Origin of the sequence: Silicimonas algicola (genome assembly GCF_003148765.1) — a bacterium.
GTDB classification, from domain to species: domain Bacteria; phylum Pseudomonadota; class Alphaproteobacteria; order Rhodobacterales; family Rhodobacteraceae; genus Silicimonas; species Silicimonas algicola.
This window is the reverse complement of the sequence record NZ_QGGV01000012.1, coordinates 116,857-135,469: the sequence shown is the minus strand read 5'-3', so window position 1 is coordinate 135,469 and position 18,613 is coordinate 116,857. Positions and strand designations below refer to the sequence as shown.

Sequence of the window (18,613 nt, the reverse complement as noted above, 5' to 3'; positions counted from 1 at the left end):
GGACAAGATCGAAGCCATGCGCTCCGCCGGCATCACCGTCGCCGAAAGCCCCGCCGGACTGGGCGAGGCCATGCTGGAAGCCATCGGGTGAGGCTCGTCCGCTCCTGTGTCCTCGGCCGCGTTCCTCCGGCCCTGCCCCTGACGCCTGCTGGCGCCGATGCCTATATCCTCATCTCACCCTCCTCCCTTCGGGCGGAGGGCGTTCCGGTCCAACCCTTAAGGTGACCCCATGACCGAGCAATCCTCCAACGACATCTTCCGCGCCTCGTCCTTCCTGCAGGGCCACAACGCGGAATACATCGAGCAGCTTCATGCCCGCTACGCGCAGGACCCGAACGCGGTCGACGCGGGCTGGCAGGAGTTTTTCCGCCAGCTCGGCGACAGCGAGGCCGATGCCCGCGCCGAGGCGGCGGGGCCGTCCTGGGCGCGCGGCGACTGGCCACCGGCCCCCGCGGACGAACTGACTGCGGCGCTCGACGGTCAATGGGGCGACCTCGGGGTCGAGGTCCAGAAGACCGCCGCCGGCACGATTGCGAAGAAGGCGCGCGACGCGGGCGTCGAGATCACCGACGACCAGGTCAAGCGCGCCGTCCTCGATTCGATTCGCGCGCTGATGATCATCCGCGCCTACCGCATCCGGGGTCACCTCGCCGCCGATCTCGACCCGCTCGGAATGCACGACAAGACGCCCCATCCGGAACTCGATCCGAAATCCTACGGTTTTTCCGAAGCCGACATGGACCGTCCGATCTTCATCGACAACGTGCTGGGTCTTCAGACCGCGTCGATGCGCCAGATCCTCGAGATCGTGCGGCGGACCTACTGCGGCACCTTCGCGCTTCAGTTCATGCACATCTCGAACCCCGAAGAAGCCGCCTGGCTGAAGGAACGGATCGAGGGCTATGGCAAGGAAATCGCCTTCACCCGCGAGGGCCGAAAGGCGATCCTGAACAAGATGGTCGAGGCCGAGGGCTTCGAGAAGTTCCTGCACGTCAAGTACATGGGCACCAAGCGCTTCGGTCTCGACGGCGGCGAAAGCCTGATCCCGGCGATGGAGCAGATCATCAAGCGGGGCGGCGCCCTCGGCGTGAAGGAGATCGTGATCGGGATGCCGCACCGCGGCCGCCTGAGCGTGCTCGCCAACGTCATGACGAAGCCCTACAAGGCCATCTTCAACGAGTTCCAGGGCGGCAGCTTCAAGCCCGAGGACGTCGACGGGTCGGGCGACGTGAAGTACCACCTGGGCGCCTCCTCGGACCGCGACTTCGACGGCAACACCGTCCACCTGTCGCTGACTGCCAACCCCTCGCACCTCGAGGCGGTGAACCCGGTCGTCCTCGGCAAGGCGCGGGCCAAGCAGGACCAGTTGCACGACACCAAGCGCACACAGGTTCTGCCGATCCTTCTTCATGGCGACGCCGCCTTCGCGGGCCAGGGCGTCGTGGCTGAATGCTTCGGCCTCTCGGGCCTGCGCGGGCACCGCACCGGCGGCACCATCCACATCGTCGTGAACAACCAAATCGGCTTCACCACCGCGCCGCACTTCTCGCGCTCGTCGCCCTATCCGACCGACATCGCGCTGATGGTCGAGGCGCCGATCTTCCACGTCAACGGCGACGACCCCGAGGCCGTCGTTCACGCCGCGAAGGTCGCGACCGAGTTCCGCCAGATGTTCGCCAAGGACGTGGTCATCGACATCTTCTGCTACCGCCGCTTCGGTCACAACGAAGGCGACGAGCCGATGTTCACCAACCCGATCATGTACAAGCGGATCAAGGGTCACAAGACGACCCTGTCGCTCTACACCGACCGGCTGGTGAAGGACGGGCTGATCCCGGAAGGCGAGATCGAGGACATGAAGGCCGCCTTCCAGGCCAGGCTGAACGAGGAGTTCGAGGCGGGGAAGGCCTACAAGCCGAACAAGGCCGACTGGCTCGACGGCCGGTGGAGCCATCTCGACCGCGAGGGGGAGCGGTACCAGCGCGGCAAGACCGCCATCAAGAAGAAGACCATGGAGGATATCGGCCGCGCCCTGACGACGGCGCCCGAGGGCTTTTCGCTGCACAAGACCGTCGAACGCCTGATGGACGCCAAGCGCGAGATGTTCGACAGCGGCACCGGTTTCGACTGGGCCACGGGCGAGGCGCTGGCCTTCGGGTCGCTCTTGACCGAAGGCTATCCCGTCCGCCTCGCAGGACAGGATTCGACGCGCGGCACCTTCAGCCAGCGTCACTCGGCCCTCGTCAACCAGGAGAACGAGGACCGCTACTACCCGCTCAACCACATACGCGAGGGGCAGGCGAATTACGACGTCATCGACTCGATGCTGTCCGAATACGCCGTCTGCGGGTTCGAGTACGGCTATTCGCTGGCCGAACCCAACTCGCTCGTGCTGTGGGAGGCGCAGTTCGGCGACTTCGCCAACGGCGCGCAGATCATGTTCGACCAGTTCATCTCGTCGGGCGAGCGCAAGTGGCTGCGCATGTCCGGCCTCGTGATGCTTTTGCCCCACGGCTACGAAGGCCAGGGCCCCGAGCACTCGTCGGCGCGGCTGGAGCGTTTCCTCCAGATGTGTGCCGAGGACAACTGGATCGTCGCGAACTGCACGACGCCGGCGAACTACTTCCACATCCTCAGGCGGCAGCTTCACCGCTCCTACCGGAAACCCCTCGTGCTGATGACGCCCAAGTCGCTTCTGCGGCACAAGCTGGCTGTCAGCGACGCGGCCGACTTCCTGACCGGATCGTCCTTCCACCGCGTCCTCTGGGACGATGCCGAAAAGGGCCATTCCGACACGGTTCTCGCCCCGGACGACAAGATCAAACGCGTCGTGATGTGTTCGGGCAAGGTCTACTACGACCTGCTCGAGGAGCGGGACGCGCGCGGCATCGACGACGTCTACCTTCTGCGGGTCGAGCAGTTCTATCCCTTCCCGGCGCAGGCGCTGGTGAAGGAGCTGAAGCGCTTCCCGAACGCGGACTGGGTCTGGTGTCAGGAAGAGCCCAAGAACCAGGGCGCCTGGACCTTCATGGAATCGAACATCGAATGGGTGCTCACGCGCATCAAGGCCCGGCTGACCCGACCGATCTACGTCGGCCGCTCGGCCAGCGCGTCGCCCGCGACCGGCCTCGCGTCGGCCCACAAGGCTCAACAAGCGGCGCTCGTCGACGAAGCGCTGACGGTGAAAGGATAACTCATGGCCACCGAAATCCGCGTGCCGACGCTTGGCGAAAGCGTCTCCGAGGCGACCGTCGCCACCTGGTTCAAGAAACCCGGCGACAGCGTCGCGGTCGACGAGCTTCTCTGCGAGCTGGAAACCGACAAGGTGACGGTCGAGGTGCCCTCGCCCGCCGCCGGCAAGCTCGACGAGATCGTCGCGAAGGAGGGTGATACCGTAGGCGTCGACGCCCTTCTGGGCATGATCGCCGAAAGCGGCCAGGCGGGATCCTCGACCGACGTGAAGGAGCGCAAGGCAAAGCCCGAGGATACGGCGACCGCCCATGCCGAACCCAAGGGCGACGAGGCGAAGCCGGACAGCGGCAAGTCCGTCGACGTCATGGTCCCCACCCTTGGCGAAAGCGTGACCGAAGCCACCGTCTCGACCTGGTTCAAGCAGCCCGGCGACACCGTCACCCAGGACGAGATGCTGTGCGAACTCGAGACCGACAAGGTCTCGGTCGAAGTGCCGGCCCCCGCCTCGGGCGTCCTGTCCGAGATCCTCAAGGCCGAAGGCACCACGGTCGAGGCCGGCGGCAAGCTGGCCGTCATCTCGGGCGGCGCCAAGACGACGGCCGACGCCCCCCCGCCCGCGAAGGGCGGCGAGGATGTGGCCGCCCCCAAGTCCCCCGCGCCCGAGACGGCGGCCAAGGGCCGCGATGTCGAGGATGCGCCCTCGGCGAAAAAGATCATGGCCGAGAAGAACCTCTCGGCGGATCAGGTCACCGGCACCGGACGCGACGGCCGCATCATGAAGGAAGACGTCCAGAAGGCGCTGACCTCGCCCGCGCCCTCGCGCACCGAGTCACCCTCCGCCCCCCGCGCGCCCGTGGCCGCCGAGGATGCGGGCCGCGAGGAGCGGGTCAAGATGACCCGCCTGCGCCAGACCATCGCGCGCCGCCTGAAGGACGCGCAGAACACCGCGGCGATGCTGACGACCTACAACGAGGTCGACATGTCGGGCATCATGGAGCTTCGGACCGAATACAAGGATCTCTTCGAAAAGAAGCACGGCGTGAAGCTGGGCTTCATGTCCTTCTTCACCAAGGCCTGCTGCCACGCGCTGCAGGAGGTGCCCGAGGTCAACGCCGAAATCGACGGCACCGACGTCGTCTACAAGAACTTCGTCCACATGGGCATCGCCGTGGGCACGCCCTCGGGGCTCGTCGTGCCCGTGGTGCGCGACGCCGACGGCAAGTCCTTCGCCGAGATCGAGAAGACCATCAACGCACTCGGCCAGAAGGCCCGCGACGGCAAGCTGTCCATGGCCGAGATGCAGGGCGGCACCTTCACCATCTCGAACGGCGGCGTCTACGGCTCGCTCATGTCCTCGCCGATCCTGAACCCGCCGCAGTCGGGCATCCTGGGGATGCACAAGATCCAGGAACGGCCCATGGTCGTGAAGGGCCAGATCGTCATCCGCCCGATGATGTACCTCGCCCTCAGCTACGACCACCGCATCGTCGACGGCAAGGGCGCGGTGACCTTCCTCGTCCGCGTGAAGGAAGCGCTGGAGGATCCGCGTCGGCTGCTGATGGATTTGTAAGGACTCATCCATGTCCCTCGTTCTGACCCTCGGTCTCTTCGCGGCGCTGACGCTTCTCTATGTAAGCGCCGACGGTCTCCTGCTGAAGGCTGCCGTCGGCAACTCCTGGACGGTCGGACCACGCGACACCGAGGCTGACCGTGGGCCGCTGGCCGGACGCGCCCGCCGCGCACTCTCGAACTTCACCGAGACGGCGCCCGCCTTCGTCGCCCTTGCCGTTGCCGGCGCCAGCCTGCCGCCCGACCGCGTTTGGGAAGCCGGCGCCCTCGCCTATCTGGCTGGCCGCGCGGCCTACCTGCCCGCGTATCTTTCGGGCCTGCCCTGGCTGCGCACGGTCCTCTGGTGGGTGGCAAGCGGCGGTCTTCTGGCCATGCTTGCAAGCCTTGCGGTCTGACATGCCCATGACACCTCGCCGGGCACACCCAGGCCGCGCAGCCACACGTCGGGCCGGGTTCGCCTCGCTCGCCCACCCCAAGGACACCTGACATGCAACTCCTCCTCACCTACCCCTCCGCCCCTGCCGATTGGGACGCCTCCTCCGAGGACCGCGCGCAAGCAGGCCTGACCCAGCTTCAGGTCTGGCGCGACGCCGACGGCGGCGCGACCGTCGTTCTTCTCGAGGTCAACGACCGCGCCAAGGCCGAGGCGTGGCTCGCCAAGGAACGCGGCCTCGGCGCCAGCATCGACGCCCGTTTCCTGAAGACCGCCTGATGCCGCGCCGCCTCGCCGCCCTGGGTCTCCTCGCTCTCGCCGCCTGCGGCGCGCCGGTGTCCGAAACGCTGACCACGGTGCGCCACGTCCCGTCCAACGCGGTCTACGCGGGCGACGCCCGGATGCACCTTTTCATCTTCGATCCCTCCGAGCCGCGCAGCCTCGAGGACCGCAAGGCGATCGCCCGCCGCTCTATCGCGCTGGAGCCGAACTGCGCATGGGTCGATGCGCCCGACGATGTGCTCGAGGCCGAGACCCGCAAGCAGGGCGACCGCTACGCCGAGACGATGCTGGTCGCCCCCCTCAGGTGCAACCGCGCATGACGCCCGAACTCACCGTCCTCGCCCTCGCCGGGCTTCTTCAGGTCGTGCAGTACCTCGTCTTCGCCGTCCCCGCGAACCTCGAACTGGGCACCGGCTACACCTCTTCGGCCCGGGACAGGCCGCCCTCGCGCGAGTTGTCCGCGGGCACCGCGCGGCTCCAGCGTGCCATGGACAACCATTTCGAGGGGCTGATCCTCTTCACCCTCGCCGTCGTCGTCGTGACGCTCGGCGGACAGGCGACCGGACTGACCGCAGCCTGCGCCTGGGTCTACCTCACCGCCCGCATCCTCTACGTCCCGGCCTACTGGCTGGGGCTCCGCCCCTGGCGTTCGCTGATCTGGGTGATCGGCTTCGCCGCCACCGTCGTCATGCTACTGGCGGCGCTCCTGTGAGGCGTCCTTGCGGCATGGTGGACCTCGCCGCTCAGGGTGATAGCGTCCCTGCGAGACCCGAAATGGACACCGACGCAATACCGACGTGATACCGACGCAATACCGATGACCAGAATCGAAGGAAAACAGTCCCATGGCTAGTTACGACGTGATCGTGATCGGCAGCGGCCCCGGCGGCTATGTCTGCGCCATCCGCTGTGCCCAACTGGGTCTCAAGACCGCCTGCGTCGAAAGCCGCGACACCCTTGGCGGCACCTGCCTCAACGTCGGCTGCATCCCGTCGAAGGCGCTGCTCCACGCCACCGAGATGCTGCAGGAAACCGAAGAAAACTTCGGCAAGATGGGCCTCAAGGTCCTGCGTCCCGACGTCGATTGGAAGCAGATGCTGGCCTACAAGCAGGACACCATCGACCAGAACACCAAGGGCATCGAATTTCTCTTCAAGAAGAACAAGATAGACTGGCTGAAAGGCTGGGGCTCGATCCCCGAAGCCGGCAAGGTCAAGGTCGGCGACGAGGTCCACGAGGCGAAGACCATCGTCATCGCGACCGGGTCCGAAGCCTCCGCCCTCCCCGGCGTCGAGGTCGACGAGAAGACGGTCGTGACGTCCACCGGCGGCCTGACCCTGCCGAAGATCCCGCAGACCATGATCGTCATCGGCGCGGGCGTCATCGGCCTCGAACTCGGCTCGGTCTACAGCCGCCTCGGCGCCAAGGTCACGGTCATCGAATACCTCGACGCCATCCTCCCCGGCATGGACGCCGAGGTGCAGAAGACATTCCAGAGAACGCTGAAGAAACAAGGGCTTGAGTTCGTCATGGGCGCAGCCGTCCAAGGCGTCGAAAAGGCCAAGGACAAGGCCACGGTCACCTACAAGCTCCGCAAGGACGACAGCGCGCACGAGGCCGAAGCCGACGTCGTCCTCGTCGCCACGGGCCGGCGGCCCTACACCGAGGGCCTCGGTCTCGAGGCCGTCGGCGTCGAACTGACGGATCGCGGACAGGTCAGGATCGACGACCACTGGCGCACAACCGCCCCCGGCATCTACGCCATCGGCGACGCCGTCGCAGGCCCCATGCTGGCCCACAAGGCCGAGGATGAGGGCATGGCGGTGGCCGAGACCATCGCGGGCCAGGCGGGGCATGTGAACTACGGCGTCATCCCCGGCGTCGTCTACACCCACCCCGAAGTAGCCAGCGTCGGCAAGACCGAGGAGCAGTTGAAGGACGAAGGCCGCGCCTACAAGGCGGGCAAATTCAGCTTCATGGGCAACGCCCGCGCCAAGGCCAACTTCCAGGGCGAAGGCTTCGTCAAGATCCTGGCAGACAAAGAAACCGACCGCATCCTGGGCGCCCATATCATCGGCCCGATGGCCGGCGACCTGATCCATGAGATCTGCGTGGCGATGCAGTTCGGCGCCGCAGCCGAGGATCTGGCCCGGACCTGCCACGCGCACCCGACTTATTCCGAAGCCGTGCGCGAAGCCGCGCTGGCCTGCGGCGACGGGCCGATCCACAGCTGACGCTCTCGCGCCGCGCGGATGCAACTTCTCCTTCCGTCACGGGTTCCCGCCGCATAGGCTTGGGCCAGTCACGGGAGGAATACCATGCGCCTGCACATCATCGCGGCCCTCGTTCTTGCGGCAAGTCCGCTTCATGCGCAGTCGGTCGGACTGATCCTGGGGAACGAGGAATACGAGAATGTGGGCGACGTCTCGCGCGGCGACCGGGTAGTCCGCGCCGAGACGGCACTGTCGCGGGCGGGCATGCAGATCGTCGCCCGGCAGGAGGCCACCCTCGACGACATGACCGATGCCCTGTCCGAGTTCGGCCAGATGGCCGACCGCTCGGATACGCTGCTCGTGGTCCTGGCTGGGCGCTTTGTTCATACTGTGTCCGAGACCTATTTCCTTCCCGTCGACGCCGAAACGGGGCCAATGGCGACCCTTGCGGCCAACACGCTTCCGCTCTCGACGGTCATGGCGTGGCTGGCGTCCGCCCCCGGCCATGCTGTACTCGTCCTCGCGACCGACGACGCACAGATGGGCTTTGGCGCCTACCTGACCGCCGGCATCGGCGACCTCGATATCCCCCAGGGCGTAGCCGTTCTGACCGGCGCGCCCGCCGGCGCCGAGAAGCTTTTGACCGACATCATCGCGCGCCCGGGCCAGAACATCGCGCAACCGCGTCTTGGGATGACAGTCCAGGGCTTTGCCCCCGAAGACCTGACCCTCCTTCAAGCGCAGTCGACCGCTCCGACCCCTGCTCCCGCACCGACGCCCGCCCCCGACCTTGCCCGCCGCGCCGACATCGCGGACTGGCGCCGCGCCAGCGCCGCGGACACAGCCGAGGGCTACCAAGGCTACATCGACGCCCATCCTTCCGGCGAATTCGTTCAAATGGCGAACAACCGCATCCGCGCCCTGACCGACACGCCCCAGGCGCGAGCCGAGCGGGCCGAGCAGGCGCTCGATCTCTCTCGCGACGCCCGGCGCGAGATCCAGCGCGACCTGACGCTTCTCGAATTCAACACCCGAGGCATCGACGGCATCTTCGGACGCGGCACCCGCTCGGCGATCCAGGCTTGGCAGACCGCGCAGGGGGTCGAGTCGACGGGCTACATGACCGCCGACCAGATCACGCGCCTCGACGCGCAGGCCGAACGCCGCGCGCAGGAGCTTGAGGCCGAGGCCGAGCGGAGACGGCAGGAGTTGCTGCGCGCCGACCTCGCCTTCTGGGACGAGACGGGCGCCGTTGGCGACGAGGCGGGCCTGCGCGCCTACCTCGCCCGTTACCCTGACGGCGAGTATGCCGAGATCGCGACCGAACGCCTGCGGGCGATCGAGAACCGCACGCGAAACGACGCGGATGTGGCGGACCGCAGGTACTGGGACAACGCCCAGGGTCTCGACACCGTGGGTGCCTACGAGGAGTACCTGCGCCTGAGCAACCGTGGCGCATTCACCGATGCCGCCGAGGCCCGTATCCTCGAGCTCGAGGAGGAGGACCGGAACGCCGAGGAAAGAACTGCCGCCGCCCGTCAGGAGGACGCCTTGGGCCTGTCCCCTCGGACCCGCCAGATCGTCGAAGCGCGCCTGGAAAGGCTCGAGCTGAAGCCCGGCAAGGTCGATGGAGAATTCGACAACGACACACGCCGCGCCATTCGACGCTATCAGGCGGCGCGGAACATGGACGAGACCGGCTATCTTTCGGAGGCCGTCGTCGTCCAGCTTCTGGCGGACTCTGTCCGAAGCATCTTCAGGTAGGTCGCGTCAGGGCTTCTTTCCCATCCGCGACAGCTGGTCCTGCATCGCAGCAAGTTGCTTGCGGATGTCGTCCAACTCGCTCGGCGGGCTGGCCTCGTCCTTGTCCTCCGACTCCATCTGCGGCCCCGACCAGGACTTCCCCATCCCGCCGGTAAACGCCTTCATGAAGGCCTCCTGCTGCGCCTTCATCGCATCGAACCCGGGCATCGAGACCAGCGGCGTCGACATGCTCTCCATCACCTTCGACTGGCCTTCGCGAAGCATATCGAAGCTCATGGCGAGAAACTGCGGAACGATGGAGTGCGCCTGCGTCGTATAGGACCGGACGAGGTCGGTCAGGACATCGAGAGGCAGGACGCTTTCGCCGCGGCTTTCGTGGTCTGCGACGATCTGAAGAAGATACTGCCGCGTCAGGTCGTCCCCGGACTTGAGGTCGACGATCTGAACGTCGCGGCCTTCGCGGATGAAGCCAGCGATATCCTCGAGCGTGACGTAATCGGACGTTTCCGTGTTGTAGAGGCGCCTGCTGGCGTAGCGTTTGATCAGCAGCGGCTTTCCGGACATGGCAACCTCCCTGGCGCATGTGCTGCAGCGCAGCTTAGGGGAGGGTCGTTGGAAATCAAAGGGTTTCTGCGCAGCATCGTCGAAATGCTGCGCAGCAAATCCTAGCGCTCGTCGAAGAAGCCCGGACCCGCCTCGGCCAAAAGCGCCTCGGCAAGATCGCGCCCCAGATCCTCTCCCTCGGCCACGGGCCCGTCACGTCTACCGCTGACCGAGCGCGACCCGTTGGTCTTCAGGATCTCGCCCCTGAACGTCAGCCTGTCCCCATCGATCTCGGCCAGGGCGGCGATCGGCGTCTGGCAGGATCCGTCGAGACGGGCGAGGAAGGCCCGCTCGCAGGCGACGCGCTGGCCTGTCACCTCGTCGGCGATCGCGGCTACCATGTCAAAGGCGCGCGTGTCGTCGGCGCGCAGCTCGATCCCTATGGCTCCCTGCGCCACGGCGGGCAGCATCTCGTCGGCGGAAATCGGCACCGCCCTGACCTCGCTCAACCCAAGCCGGTTCAGGCCGGCGAGAGCCAGGAAGGTGCCCTGTGCCACGCCCGCAGACAGCTTGCCCAACCGTGTCTGCACGTTGCCCCGAAATTCCACGACTTGAAGGTCAGGCCGCCGGTGCAGCACCTGCGCCTTCCGCCGGAGGCTCGACGTGCCCACCACGGCACCCGCGGGCAAGTCGGACAGCGCGATCCCATCCAGCGTGACGAAGACGTCGCGCACATCCTCGCGCGGGAGACAGGCGCCGATGACCAGTCCGGCGGGCTGATCCACCGGCATGTCCTTCATGGAGTGGACCGCGATGTCGATCTCACCCGACAGCATTGCCTCCTCGATCTCCTTGGTGAAGAGACCCTTGCCGCCGATCTCTCCCAGAGGCCGATCCGTGACACGGTCGCCCGTTGTCTTGATGACGACGATCTCGAAAGCCTCGGCCTCGAGGCCGGTCGAACGCACAAGCCGGTCTCGCGTCTCGCGCGCCTGCGCCAATGCGAGGGGAGAACCTCGTGTGCCGATGCGGAAGGGGCGGGTCGGGTCAGGTCGTTCGCTCATGCGCCTTGCTCTAAGCCGCGGAACAAGGCGTGGCAATCCTGTCTATTGACAAGACCCGGCCGGATCGTGACCAGAGAGAGACGCAAGAGGACAGGGAATGACCCGTAAACTGTTATTGAGGGCACTGGCGGGAGAGACGCTTCCCATCCCGCCGATCTGGATGATGCGACAGGCGGGCCGCTACCTCCCCGAGTATCGCGCGACTCGCGAGAAGGCGGGGGATTTCCTGTCGCTCTGCTATACGCCCGAGCTTGCAGCGGAAGTCACGCTTCAGCCGATCCGGCGCTTCGGGTTCGACGCCGCGATCCTTTTCGCCGACATCCTCCTCGTCCCCCAGGCCCTCGGCGCGGACTTGTGGTTCGTGACCGGCGAAGGTCCGCGCCTCTCGACCGTCACGACTTCGTCGGACTTCGACCGCCTCAAGCCCGTCGACGCGATCCATGAGACATTGGCCCCGGTCTACGAGACGGTTCGCATCCTCTCACGCGCCCTGCCGTCCGAAACGACGCTGATCGGCTTCGCGGGCGCGCCCTGGACGGTGGCGACCTACATGATCGCGGGGCGCGGCACGCCCGATCAGGGCCCGGCTCATACCCTCAAGGACGAGGACCGGCCCCTCTTCGAGGCGCTGCTCGACCGCATCACCGAGGCCACGGTCCTCTACCTGTCCGCGCAGATCGAGGCGGGAGCCGAAGTGGTCAAGCTCTTCGACAGTTGGGCCGGATCGCTGAAGGGTCGCGACTTCGACGCCTATTGCGTGGCACCCGCCGCCCGCATCGTCGCCGCGCTGAAGGACCGGCATCCGGGCATCCCCGTGATCGCCTTCCCCCGCGAGGCGGGACCGAGGTACGAAGGCTTCGCCAAGGAGACGGGCGCGGACTGCGTAGCGCTCGACAACAGCGTCGACGCCAGATGGGCCGCGAAACACGTTCAGACCGATGGCTGCGTCCAGGGCAACCTGGCCCCGGGGCACATGGTCACCGGCGGCAAGCCCCTGATCGAGGCGACGCGGGCGATCTGCCGCGCCTTCGCGGGGGGCCCGCACATCTTCAACCTGGGACACGGCATCACCCCTGATGCTGACGCCGACAACGTGCGCCTGATGATCGACACGGTACGCGCGGGAAACTGGACCTAGCCCTCCAGCAAGTCCGTCCTGTCCTCCGGCGACGCGGCCTTCCCCGCGCGCTCGGCGATCTCGTCCTGGTCGTTCGCCAGATCGCCTTCGGCCTCGGTGCTTTCGGCCCCGCTTTCCCGCGGCGCGGGGATTTCGGCAGCCGCGTCGTCGCCCCGGCGCTGGTCGAGAAGCGGCACGCCCTGAGGGAAGATGATCTCGCGCGCGTCGTCGGGCATCGAGATGCCGGCATCCATCAGCGTCTTCTTGGTCAGCCGCAGGACCGACGACTTCACCTTGAGCAGGGAATATTCGCGCACGTTCAGCCAGTAATAGGCGTGCAGCGTCACGGTCGACGATCCAAGCCCATCGACAAGGATCATCGGCGCAGGTTCCGCCAACACCGCCTCGTGCCGCGCCAAAACATCGCCGATCAGTTCCTGCGCCCGAGTGATCGACGCGTCATATCCGATGCCGACGGTGAAGTCGTCGCGTCCCTCGGGCGAGACGGTGAAGTTGGTGATGACGCTCTTGAACACCGTCGCATTCGGGATCTGGATGTGATTGCCCTCGGGCGAGATCAGCACGGTCGACCGCGTGTTCATCGACTGGACCGACCCGTGCATCCCCTCGACCTCGATGATGTCGCCCGCCCTGAACGGCTGCCGGATCGACAGCAGAAGCGACGCAAGGAAGTTCTCGGCGATGTCGCGGAAGGCGAAGCCGAAGACGATGCCGATGACGCCCGCACCGCCCACCACCGAAACGGCGAGCTGCGTCAGCCCCGCGACCTGAAGCACGATGTAGAGACCGACGAGGAAAACCGGAAGCGCCAGAAGCCGCGCCACGACCGACCCGAGGAAAGGCGACGACACGCGTCCCAGAAACACGCGCCGCAGGGCCCGCGCCACGATGGACGACAGCCACCATGTCAGCGGCAGCACGATCATCGCGAGGACCAGAAGCGGAAGCGCGGTCAGCAGGCGGGTCGAGACCTCCCGCAGCGCCGACACGGCCGGTGCGAAGGTCCAGTCGGCCTCCTGGTCGACCGAGATTCGGTTCACGACAGCGACGACGTCCTGCGTCTTCGAGGCAAGATCGCGCGCCCAGGTGCGGTGTTCGTCGCTGTCAGTGGCCCCGTCGAGGAAGACGATCCCGTCCTCTACGGCGACCTGCGTCCCGGCATACCAGCCCGTCGCATCGAGGATGCGCGCGATCCGGTTCGCGATCTCGTCGTCCCGCGCCCCCGGCGCGATCGCCACGTCCGCGGGCGAGGTGGTTTCGGCCGAAGGCGCGTCCTGCGCGGAGGCTGGGAGGGTAAAGACGACGAGCGAGAAAAGGACGAAGATGAAACGCATGGTTCAACTATGCGGTGCTCGACGTTCCGAGGGAAGCCACCCCTGAAACGCAAGACGCGGCCCTAAGGCCACGCCCGCGTGATCCTGGTGTGGGTCCGGTCAGGGCGCCGGGACGCGGCTGTCCGTGGGCAGGCCGATGTGGTCGCCCATCGCAACGAGGTCGCCCAGCAACTTGGCGATGTCGTCCGCCGCCGAGCCTTCGGCCTCCGCATGGTCCGCCCGCGCCTTGGCGATCGCGTCGTTCAGGAACTCGGACGTGACCTCACTCCGCGGCATCGCCACGTCGGCCAGGATCGTCGTCCCCTCGGGCATGATCTGCGCGAAGCCGCCGGTCACGGCGAACTCCTGCTCGCCGCCGTCCATGTCGACGACCACGATGCCGGGACGCAGGGTCGTCACGACCGGCGCATGATTAGGCATCGCCATCATGTCGCCGTCGGTGCCGGGAAGCCGCACGGACTTCGCCTGCCCCGAGACGACCTTACGCTCGGGCGACACCAGGTCGAATTGCATCGTGTCAGCCATGGGGTCCCCTTACGCTGCTTCGGCGGCCAGACGCTCGGCCTTCGCCTTCACGTCCTCGATGCCACCAACCATGTAGAACGCGCCCTCGGGCAGGTGATCGTACTCGCCCGCGACGACGGCCTTGAAGGACGCGATCGTGTCTTCAAGTGGCACCTGCACGCCATCCGAGCCGGTGAAGACCTTCGCCACGTCGAAGGGCTGCGACAGGAAGCGCTGGATCTTGCGGGCCCGCGACACGGTCAGCTTGTCGTCTTCCGAAAGCTCGTCCATCCCGAGGATCGCGATGATGTCCTGCAGCGACTTGTAGCGCTGAAGGATGCCCTGCACGTCGCGCGCCACCTTGTAGTGCTCCTCGCCCAGGATGGCAGGGTCCATGAGGCGCGAGGTCGAGTCGAGCGGGTCCACGGCCGGATAGATGCCAAGCTCCGAGATCGCGCGCGACAGCACCGTCGTCGCGTCGAGGTGCGCAAAGGTCGTGGCCGGCGCCGGGTCGGTCAGGTCGTCCGCAGGAACGTACACGGCCTGGATCGAGGTGATCGAGCCGGCCTTGGTCGAGGTGATCCGCTCCTGCATCGTGCCCATGTCGGTCGCGAGCGTCGGCTGATAGCCCACGGCCGAGGGGATACGGCCCAGAAGAGCCGACACCTCGGAACCCGCCTGCGTGAAGCGGAAGATGTTGTCGACGAAGAACAGCACGTCGGTCCCGGACTGGTCGCGGAACTGCTCGGCCAGCGTAAGGCCGGTCAGGGCGACGCGCGCGCGGGCTCCCGGCGGCTCGTTCATCTGGCCATAGACCAGCGCCACCTGCGATTCCTCGAGATTGTCCGGCTTGATGACCTCGGATTCGATCATCTCGTGATAGAGGTCGTTGCCCTCACGCGTCCGCTCGCCCACTCCGGCAAAAACCGAGTAGCCCGAGTGAACTTTGGCGATGTTGTTGATCAGTTCCATGATCAGAACCGTCTTGCCGACGCCCGCACCACCGAAGAGGCCGATCTTGCCGCCCTTGGAGTACGGCGCCAGAAGATCGACGACCTTGATGCCGGTGACGAGGATTTCAGACTCCGTCGACTGTTCGGCGAAGGCCGGCGCAGGCTGGTGGATGGCGCGCTTCTCGGTCGCTTCGACGGGACCCTTTTCGTCCACCGGCTCGCCGATGACGTTCAGGATACGTCCGAGCGTCGCGTTTCCGACCGGCACCATGATCGGGCCGTCCGTGTCGGTCACGATCTGACCGCGCACGAGACCCTCGGTCGAGTCCATCGCGATGGTGCGGACGGTGTTCTCGCCCAGGTGCTGCGCCACCTCGAGCACAAGGCGGTTGCCGTGGTTGTCGGTTTCGAGCGCGTTCAGAATTTCGGGCAGGTGGTCGCCGAACTGCACGTCGACGACGGCGCCGATGACCTGGGTCACTTTGCCTTTTGCGTTAGCCATTTCTGGTTCTCCGGTCTTAGAGCGCCTCGGCGCCCGAAATGATTTCGATAAGCTCGTTGGTGATGACGGCCTGGCGGGTCCGGTTGTACTGGATCGTCAGCCTGTCGATCATGTCGCCTGCGTTGCGGGTCGCGTTGTCCATCGCGCTCATCCGCGCGCCCTGCTCGGACGCCGCGTTCTCAAGGAGCGCGGTGAAGATCTGGGTCGCGATCCCCCGCGGCAGAAGCTCGCGCAGGATCTCTTCCTCGCCCGGTTCATAGTCGAACACGGTGGATTCAGAGGCCCCATCCTCGCTCGCCTCGAAGGTCGCCGGAATGATCTGCATTGCGGTCGGCTTCTGGCTGATGACGCTTTCGAACTCGGCGAAGAAGATCGTGGCGACATCAAACTCGTCCGCATCGAACCGTGACAGCACGTCCCGGGCGATATCCTGCGCGTTGGTGTAGCCCAGACGCTTGACGTCCGAGAGGTCGACGTGCCCGACAAGGTAATTGCCCCAGTCCCGGCGCATCTGCTCGCGGCCCTTCTTCCCGACGGTCAGGATCTTGACCGTCTTGCCCTGCGCTACAAGCTGCGACGCCCGCGTCTTCGCCAGCCGGACGATGGACGAGTTGAAGCCGCCGCAGAGCCCCCTCTCGGAAGTCATCACGACCAGAAGATGGGTCTGATCCGATCCCGTGCCTGCCAGAAGACGCGGTCCGCCCTCGCCCACGCCCTGCGCCAGACCGGCGAGAACGTCGTTGAAGCGCGCAGCATAGGGCCGCGCGGCTTCCGCCGCCTCTTCCGCACGGCGCAGCTTGGCCGCCGCGACCATCTGCATGGCCTGCGTGATCTTCCGCGTCGACTTGACCGAATTGATCCGGTTCTTCAGATCCTTGAGGTTGGCCATCTGGGTTTCCTTCCGGCTTCGGTCTTACGAGAAGTCCGTGGCGAACTCGTCGATGGCCGACTTCAGCGTCTTGGCGTTGTCGTCCTTCATCTTGGGATCCTCGTTCGTGATCCAGTCCAGAACGTCCTGACGCTTGGTCCGCATGTGGTTCAGAAGACCCTGCTCGAAGCGGCCCACATCAGCCACGCTGACCTTGTCGAGATACCCGTTCGTACCTGCGAAGATGACGACGACGATCTCGGCGTTGGTCAGCGGCGAATACTGCGGCTGCTTCATCAGCTCGGTCAGGCGTGCGCCGCGGTTCAGCAGGCGCTGCGTGGAGGCGTCGAGGTCCGAACCGAACTGCGCGAAGGCCGCCATCTCGCGGTACTGGGCGAGCGACAGCTTCACGGGACCAGCGACCGAGGACATCGCCTTGGTCTGTGCGGCAGAGCCCACGCGAGACACGGACAGACCCGTGTTCACGGCAGGACGGACGCCCTGATAGAACAGCTCGGTCTCGAGGAAGATCTGGCCGTCCGTGATCGAGATCACGTTCGTCGGAATGAACGCCGACACGTCGCCGCCCTGCGTCTCGATGATCGGCAGCGCCGTCAGGGATCCCGCGCCGTGGTCCGAGTTCAGCTTCGCCGAGCGCTCCAGCAGGCGGGAGTGCAGGTAGAAGACGTCGCCCGGATAGGCTTCGCGTCCGGGCGGACGGCGGAGAAGAAGCGACATCTGGCGATAGGCCACGGCCTGCTTCGACAGGTCGTCGTAGATGATGAGCGCGTGGCGGCCGTTGTCGCGGAAGAATTCCGCCATCGCCGTCGCGGCATAGGGGGCGAGGAACTGCATCGGCGCCGGGTCCGAGGCGGTCGCGGCGACGATGATCGAATAGTCGATCGCGCCGGTTTCCTCGAGCTTCTTCACCAGCTGGGCCACGGTCGAGCGCTTCTGCCCGATCGCGACGTAGATGCAGTAGAGCTTCTTCGACTCGTCGTCACCCGCGGCGTCGTTGTAGCTTTTCTGGTTCAGGATGGTGTCGAGCGCCACGGCGGTCTTGCCGGTCTGGCGGTCCCCGATGATCAGCTCGCGTTGGCCACGGCCGATCGGGATCATGGCGTCGATGGCCTTCAGGCCGGTCGCCATGGGCTCGTGGACCGACTTGCGCGGGATGATGCCCGGTGCCTTGACGTCCGCGACGCGGCGCTCGGAGGTCGAGATCGGACCTTTGCCGTCGATCGGGTTGCCCAGGCCGTCGACCACGCGGCCGAGAAGCGCGTCGCCCGCCGGCACGTCCACGATGGAGTTCGTGCGCTTGACGGTATCGCCTTCCTTGATATCCCGGTCCGAGCCGAAGATCACGATGCCGACGTTGTCGCTCTCGAGGTTCAGCGCCATCCCCATGATACCGCCCGGAAACTCGACCATCTCGCCCGCCTGGACGTTGTCGAGGCCGTAGACACGGGCAATGCCGTCGCCGACGCTCAGCACGCGGCCGACCTCGGCGACTTCGGCGTCCTGGCCGAAGTTCTTGATCTGATCCTTGAGGATTGCCGAAATCTCGGCTGCCTGGATTGCCATTTATCCGACCTCTTTCATCGTGTTCTGGAGAGCCGCGAGCTTCGAGCGGATCGAGGTGTCGATCATCTTCGAGCCCACTTTGACCACTAGTCCGCCGATGAGGCTTTCATCGACGGTCACATTCATCTTGACGTCCTTGCCGACCGAATTCTTCAGAGCCTCGGCAAGCGCCTTTTCCTGGTCCGCGGTCAGCGCGGTCGCGGAGCGCACATCGGCGGTCACCTCGCCCTTGGCGTCCGCAATGCGGGCGCGCAGGCCCGCCAGAAGCTGCGGCAACACGAACAGGCGGCGCTTCGACGCCATCAGGAGCAGCGTGTTGGCCAGCATGTCGGACAGGCCCATCTTTGGTGCGATGGCGCCGATGGCGTTGCCCTGCTGCTCGCGCGAGTAGACCGGAGAATGGACAAGATCGCGGAAATCCGCACTGTCCGACAACGAGGCTTCGAGGGTCTCGATGTCCCGCTCGAGAGTATCGAGCGCATTGCCGTCCCTGGCCAGCTCGAACACCGCCGTCGCATAGCGCGACGCGATGCCGGTGGAGATTGACGCAGATTCTGACACGTGTCCCCTTTCCACGTTGTTCTTCGGCGAGGCCGGTTGGCGGAAGCGTCCGGCGCAAGGTTCGGGGCATCCGCAAGGCGCGCCCTCGAACAAATCAGCGGTCGTGTAG

17 protein-coding genes are annotated in these 18,613 nt (G+C 66.0%); 9 read left to right on the top strand and 8 right to left on the bottom strand.

The window, feature by feature from the left end; genetic code table 11:
* Positions 1–229 precede the first annotated feature (229 nt).
* From C8D95_RS19815 to C8D95_RS19780, 8 genes are all read left to right on the top strand, one after another.
* Entirely contained in the window at positions 230–3,193 is a 2,964-nt protein-coding gene (locus C8D95_RS19815; RefSeq protein WP_109760933.1) for a 2-oxoglutarate dehydrogenase E1 component, read from the top strand.
* Between the two features lie 3 nt (positions 3,194–3,196).
* Positions 3,197–4,762, top strand: coding sequence for a 2-oxoglutarate dehydrogenase complex dihydrolipoyllysine-residue succinyltransferase (gene odhB / locus C8D95_RS19810; RefSeq protein ID WP_109760932.1), 1,566 nt, complete (start codon positions 3,197–3,199; stop codon positions 4,760–4,762).
* A gap of 10 nt (positions 4,763–4,772) precedes the next feature.
* Positions 4,773–5,156: an MAPEG family protein gene (locus C8D95_RS19805; RefSeq protein WP_109760931.1), complete on the top strand. Its 384-nt coding sequence runs from the start codon at positions 4,773–4,775 to the stop codon at positions 5,154–5,156.
* Between the two features lie 92 nt (positions 5,157–5,248).
* Positions 5,249–5,473 carry a hypothetical protein gene (locus C8D95_RS19800; protein WP_109760930.1) on the top strand — a complete coding sequence of 75 codons (225 nt, stop codon included), beginning with the start codon at positions 5,249–5,251 and terminating at the stop codon, positions 5,471–5,473.
* Positions 5,473–5,796 carry a hypothetical protein gene (locus C8D95_RS19795; protein ID WP_109760929.1) on the top strand — a complete coding sequence of 108 codons (324 nt, stop codon included), beginning with the start codon at positions 5,473–5,475 and terminating at the stop codon, positions 5,794–5,796. Before C8D95_RS19800 ends, C8D95_RS19795 begins: the two co-directional genes overlap by 1 nt.
* On the top strand, positions 5,793–6,188 hold the full coding sequence (locus C8D95_RS19790) for an MAPEG family protein (protein ID WP_109760928.1): 396 nt from the start codon (positions 5,793–5,795) through the stop codon (positions 6,186–6,188). Before C8D95_RS19795 ends, C8D95_RS19790 begins: the two co-directional genes overlap by 4 nt.
* Before the next feature lie 133 nt (positions 6,189–6,321).
* Positions 6,322–7,710 (top strand): dihydrolipoyl dehydrogenase, encoded by a 1,389-nt coding sequence (gene lpdA / locus C8D95_RS19785; protein WP_109760927.1) that lies wholly within the window; start codon positions 6,322–6,324, stop codon positions 7,708–7,710.
* An 84-nt stretch (positions 7,711–7,794) separates the two neighbouring features.
* Entirely contained in the window at positions 7,795–9,453 is a 1,659-nt protein-coding gene (locus C8D95_RS19780; protein WP_109760926.1) for a peptidoglycan-binding protein, read from the top strand.
* 6 nt (positions 9,454–9,459) lie between these two features.
* On the opposite strand, the gene phaR is transcribed toward C8D95_RS19780, so the two are convergent.
* Both phaR and hemC read right to left on the bottom strand, forming a co-directional pair.
* Positions 9,460–10,017 carry a polyhydroxyalkanoate synthesis repressor PhaR gene (gene phaR, locus C8D95_RS19775; RefSeq protein WP_109760925.1) on the bottom strand — a complete coding sequence of 186 codons (558 nt, stop codon included), beginning with the start codon at positions 10,015–10,017 and terminating at the stop codon, positions 9,460–9,462.
* 101 nt (positions 10,018–10,118) lie between these two features.
* Positions 10,119–11,060 (bottom strand): hydroxymethylbilane synthase, encoded by a 942-nt coding sequence (gene hemC / locus C8D95_RS19770; protein ID WP_109760924.1) that lies wholly within the window; start codon positions 11,058–11,060, stop codon positions 10,119–10,121.
* Positions 11,061–11,157: 97 nt separating this feature from the next.
* On the opposite strand from hemC, the gene hemE reads away from it, so the two are divergent.
* The gene (gene hemE, locus C8D95_RS19765; RefSeq protein WP_109760923.1) at positions 11,158–12,198 is read left to right on the top strand and encodes a uroporphyrinogen decarboxylase; all 1,041 of its coding nucleotides are present in this window, start codon (positions 11,158–11,160) and stop codon (positions 12,196–12,198) included.
* On the opposite strand, the gene C8D95_RS19760 is transcribed toward hemE, so the two are convergent.
* The 6 genes from C8D95_RS19760 to C8D95_RS19735 form a co-directional block, all read right to left on the bottom strand.
* Entirely contained in the window at positions 12,195–13,532 is a 1,338-nt protein-coding gene (locus tag C8D95_RS19760; RefSeq protein ID WP_109760922.1) for a mechanosensitive ion channel family protein, read from the bottom strand. The genes hemE and C8D95_RS19760 overlap by 4 nt on opposite strands.
* 99 nt (positions 13,533–13,631) lie before the next feature.
* Positions 13,632–14,057 carry a F0F1 ATP synthase subunit epsilon gene (locus C8D95_RS19755; protein ID WP_109760921.1) on the bottom strand — a complete coding sequence of 142 codons (426 nt, stop codon included), beginning with the start codon at positions 14,055–14,057 and terminating at the stop codon, positions 13,632–13,634.
* Between the two features lie 9 nt (positions 14,058–14,066).
* Positions 14,067–15,491, bottom strand: a complete 1,425-nt coding sequence (gene atpD / locus C8D95_RS19750) for a F0F1 ATP synthase subunit beta (RefSeq protein ID WP_109760920.1) — start codon at positions 15,489–15,491, stop codon at positions 14,067–14,069.
* 16 nt (positions 15,492–15,507) lie between these two features.
* On the bottom strand, positions 15,508–16,380 hold the full coding sequence (locus tag C8D95_RS19745; RefSeq protein ID WP_109760919.1) for a F0F1 ATP synthase subunit gamma: 873 nt from the start codon (positions 16,378–16,380) through the stop codon (positions 15,508–15,510).
* A 24-nt stretch (positions 16,381–16,404) separates the two neighbouring features.
* The gene (gene atpA / locus C8D95_RS19740; protein ID WP_109760918.1) at positions 16,405–17,943 is read right to left on the bottom strand and encodes a F0F1 ATP synthase subunit alpha; all 1,539 of its coding nucleotides are present in this window, start codon (positions 17,941–17,943) and stop codon (positions 16,405–16,407) included.
* Positions 17,944–18,504, bottom strand: a complete 561-nt coding sequence (locus C8D95_RS19735; RefSeq protein ID WP_109760949.1) for a F0F1 ATP synthase subunit delta — start codon at positions 18,502–18,504, stop codon at positions 17,944–17,946. It abuts the gene before it with no gap.
* Positions 18,505–18,613 lie beyond the last annotated feature (109 nt).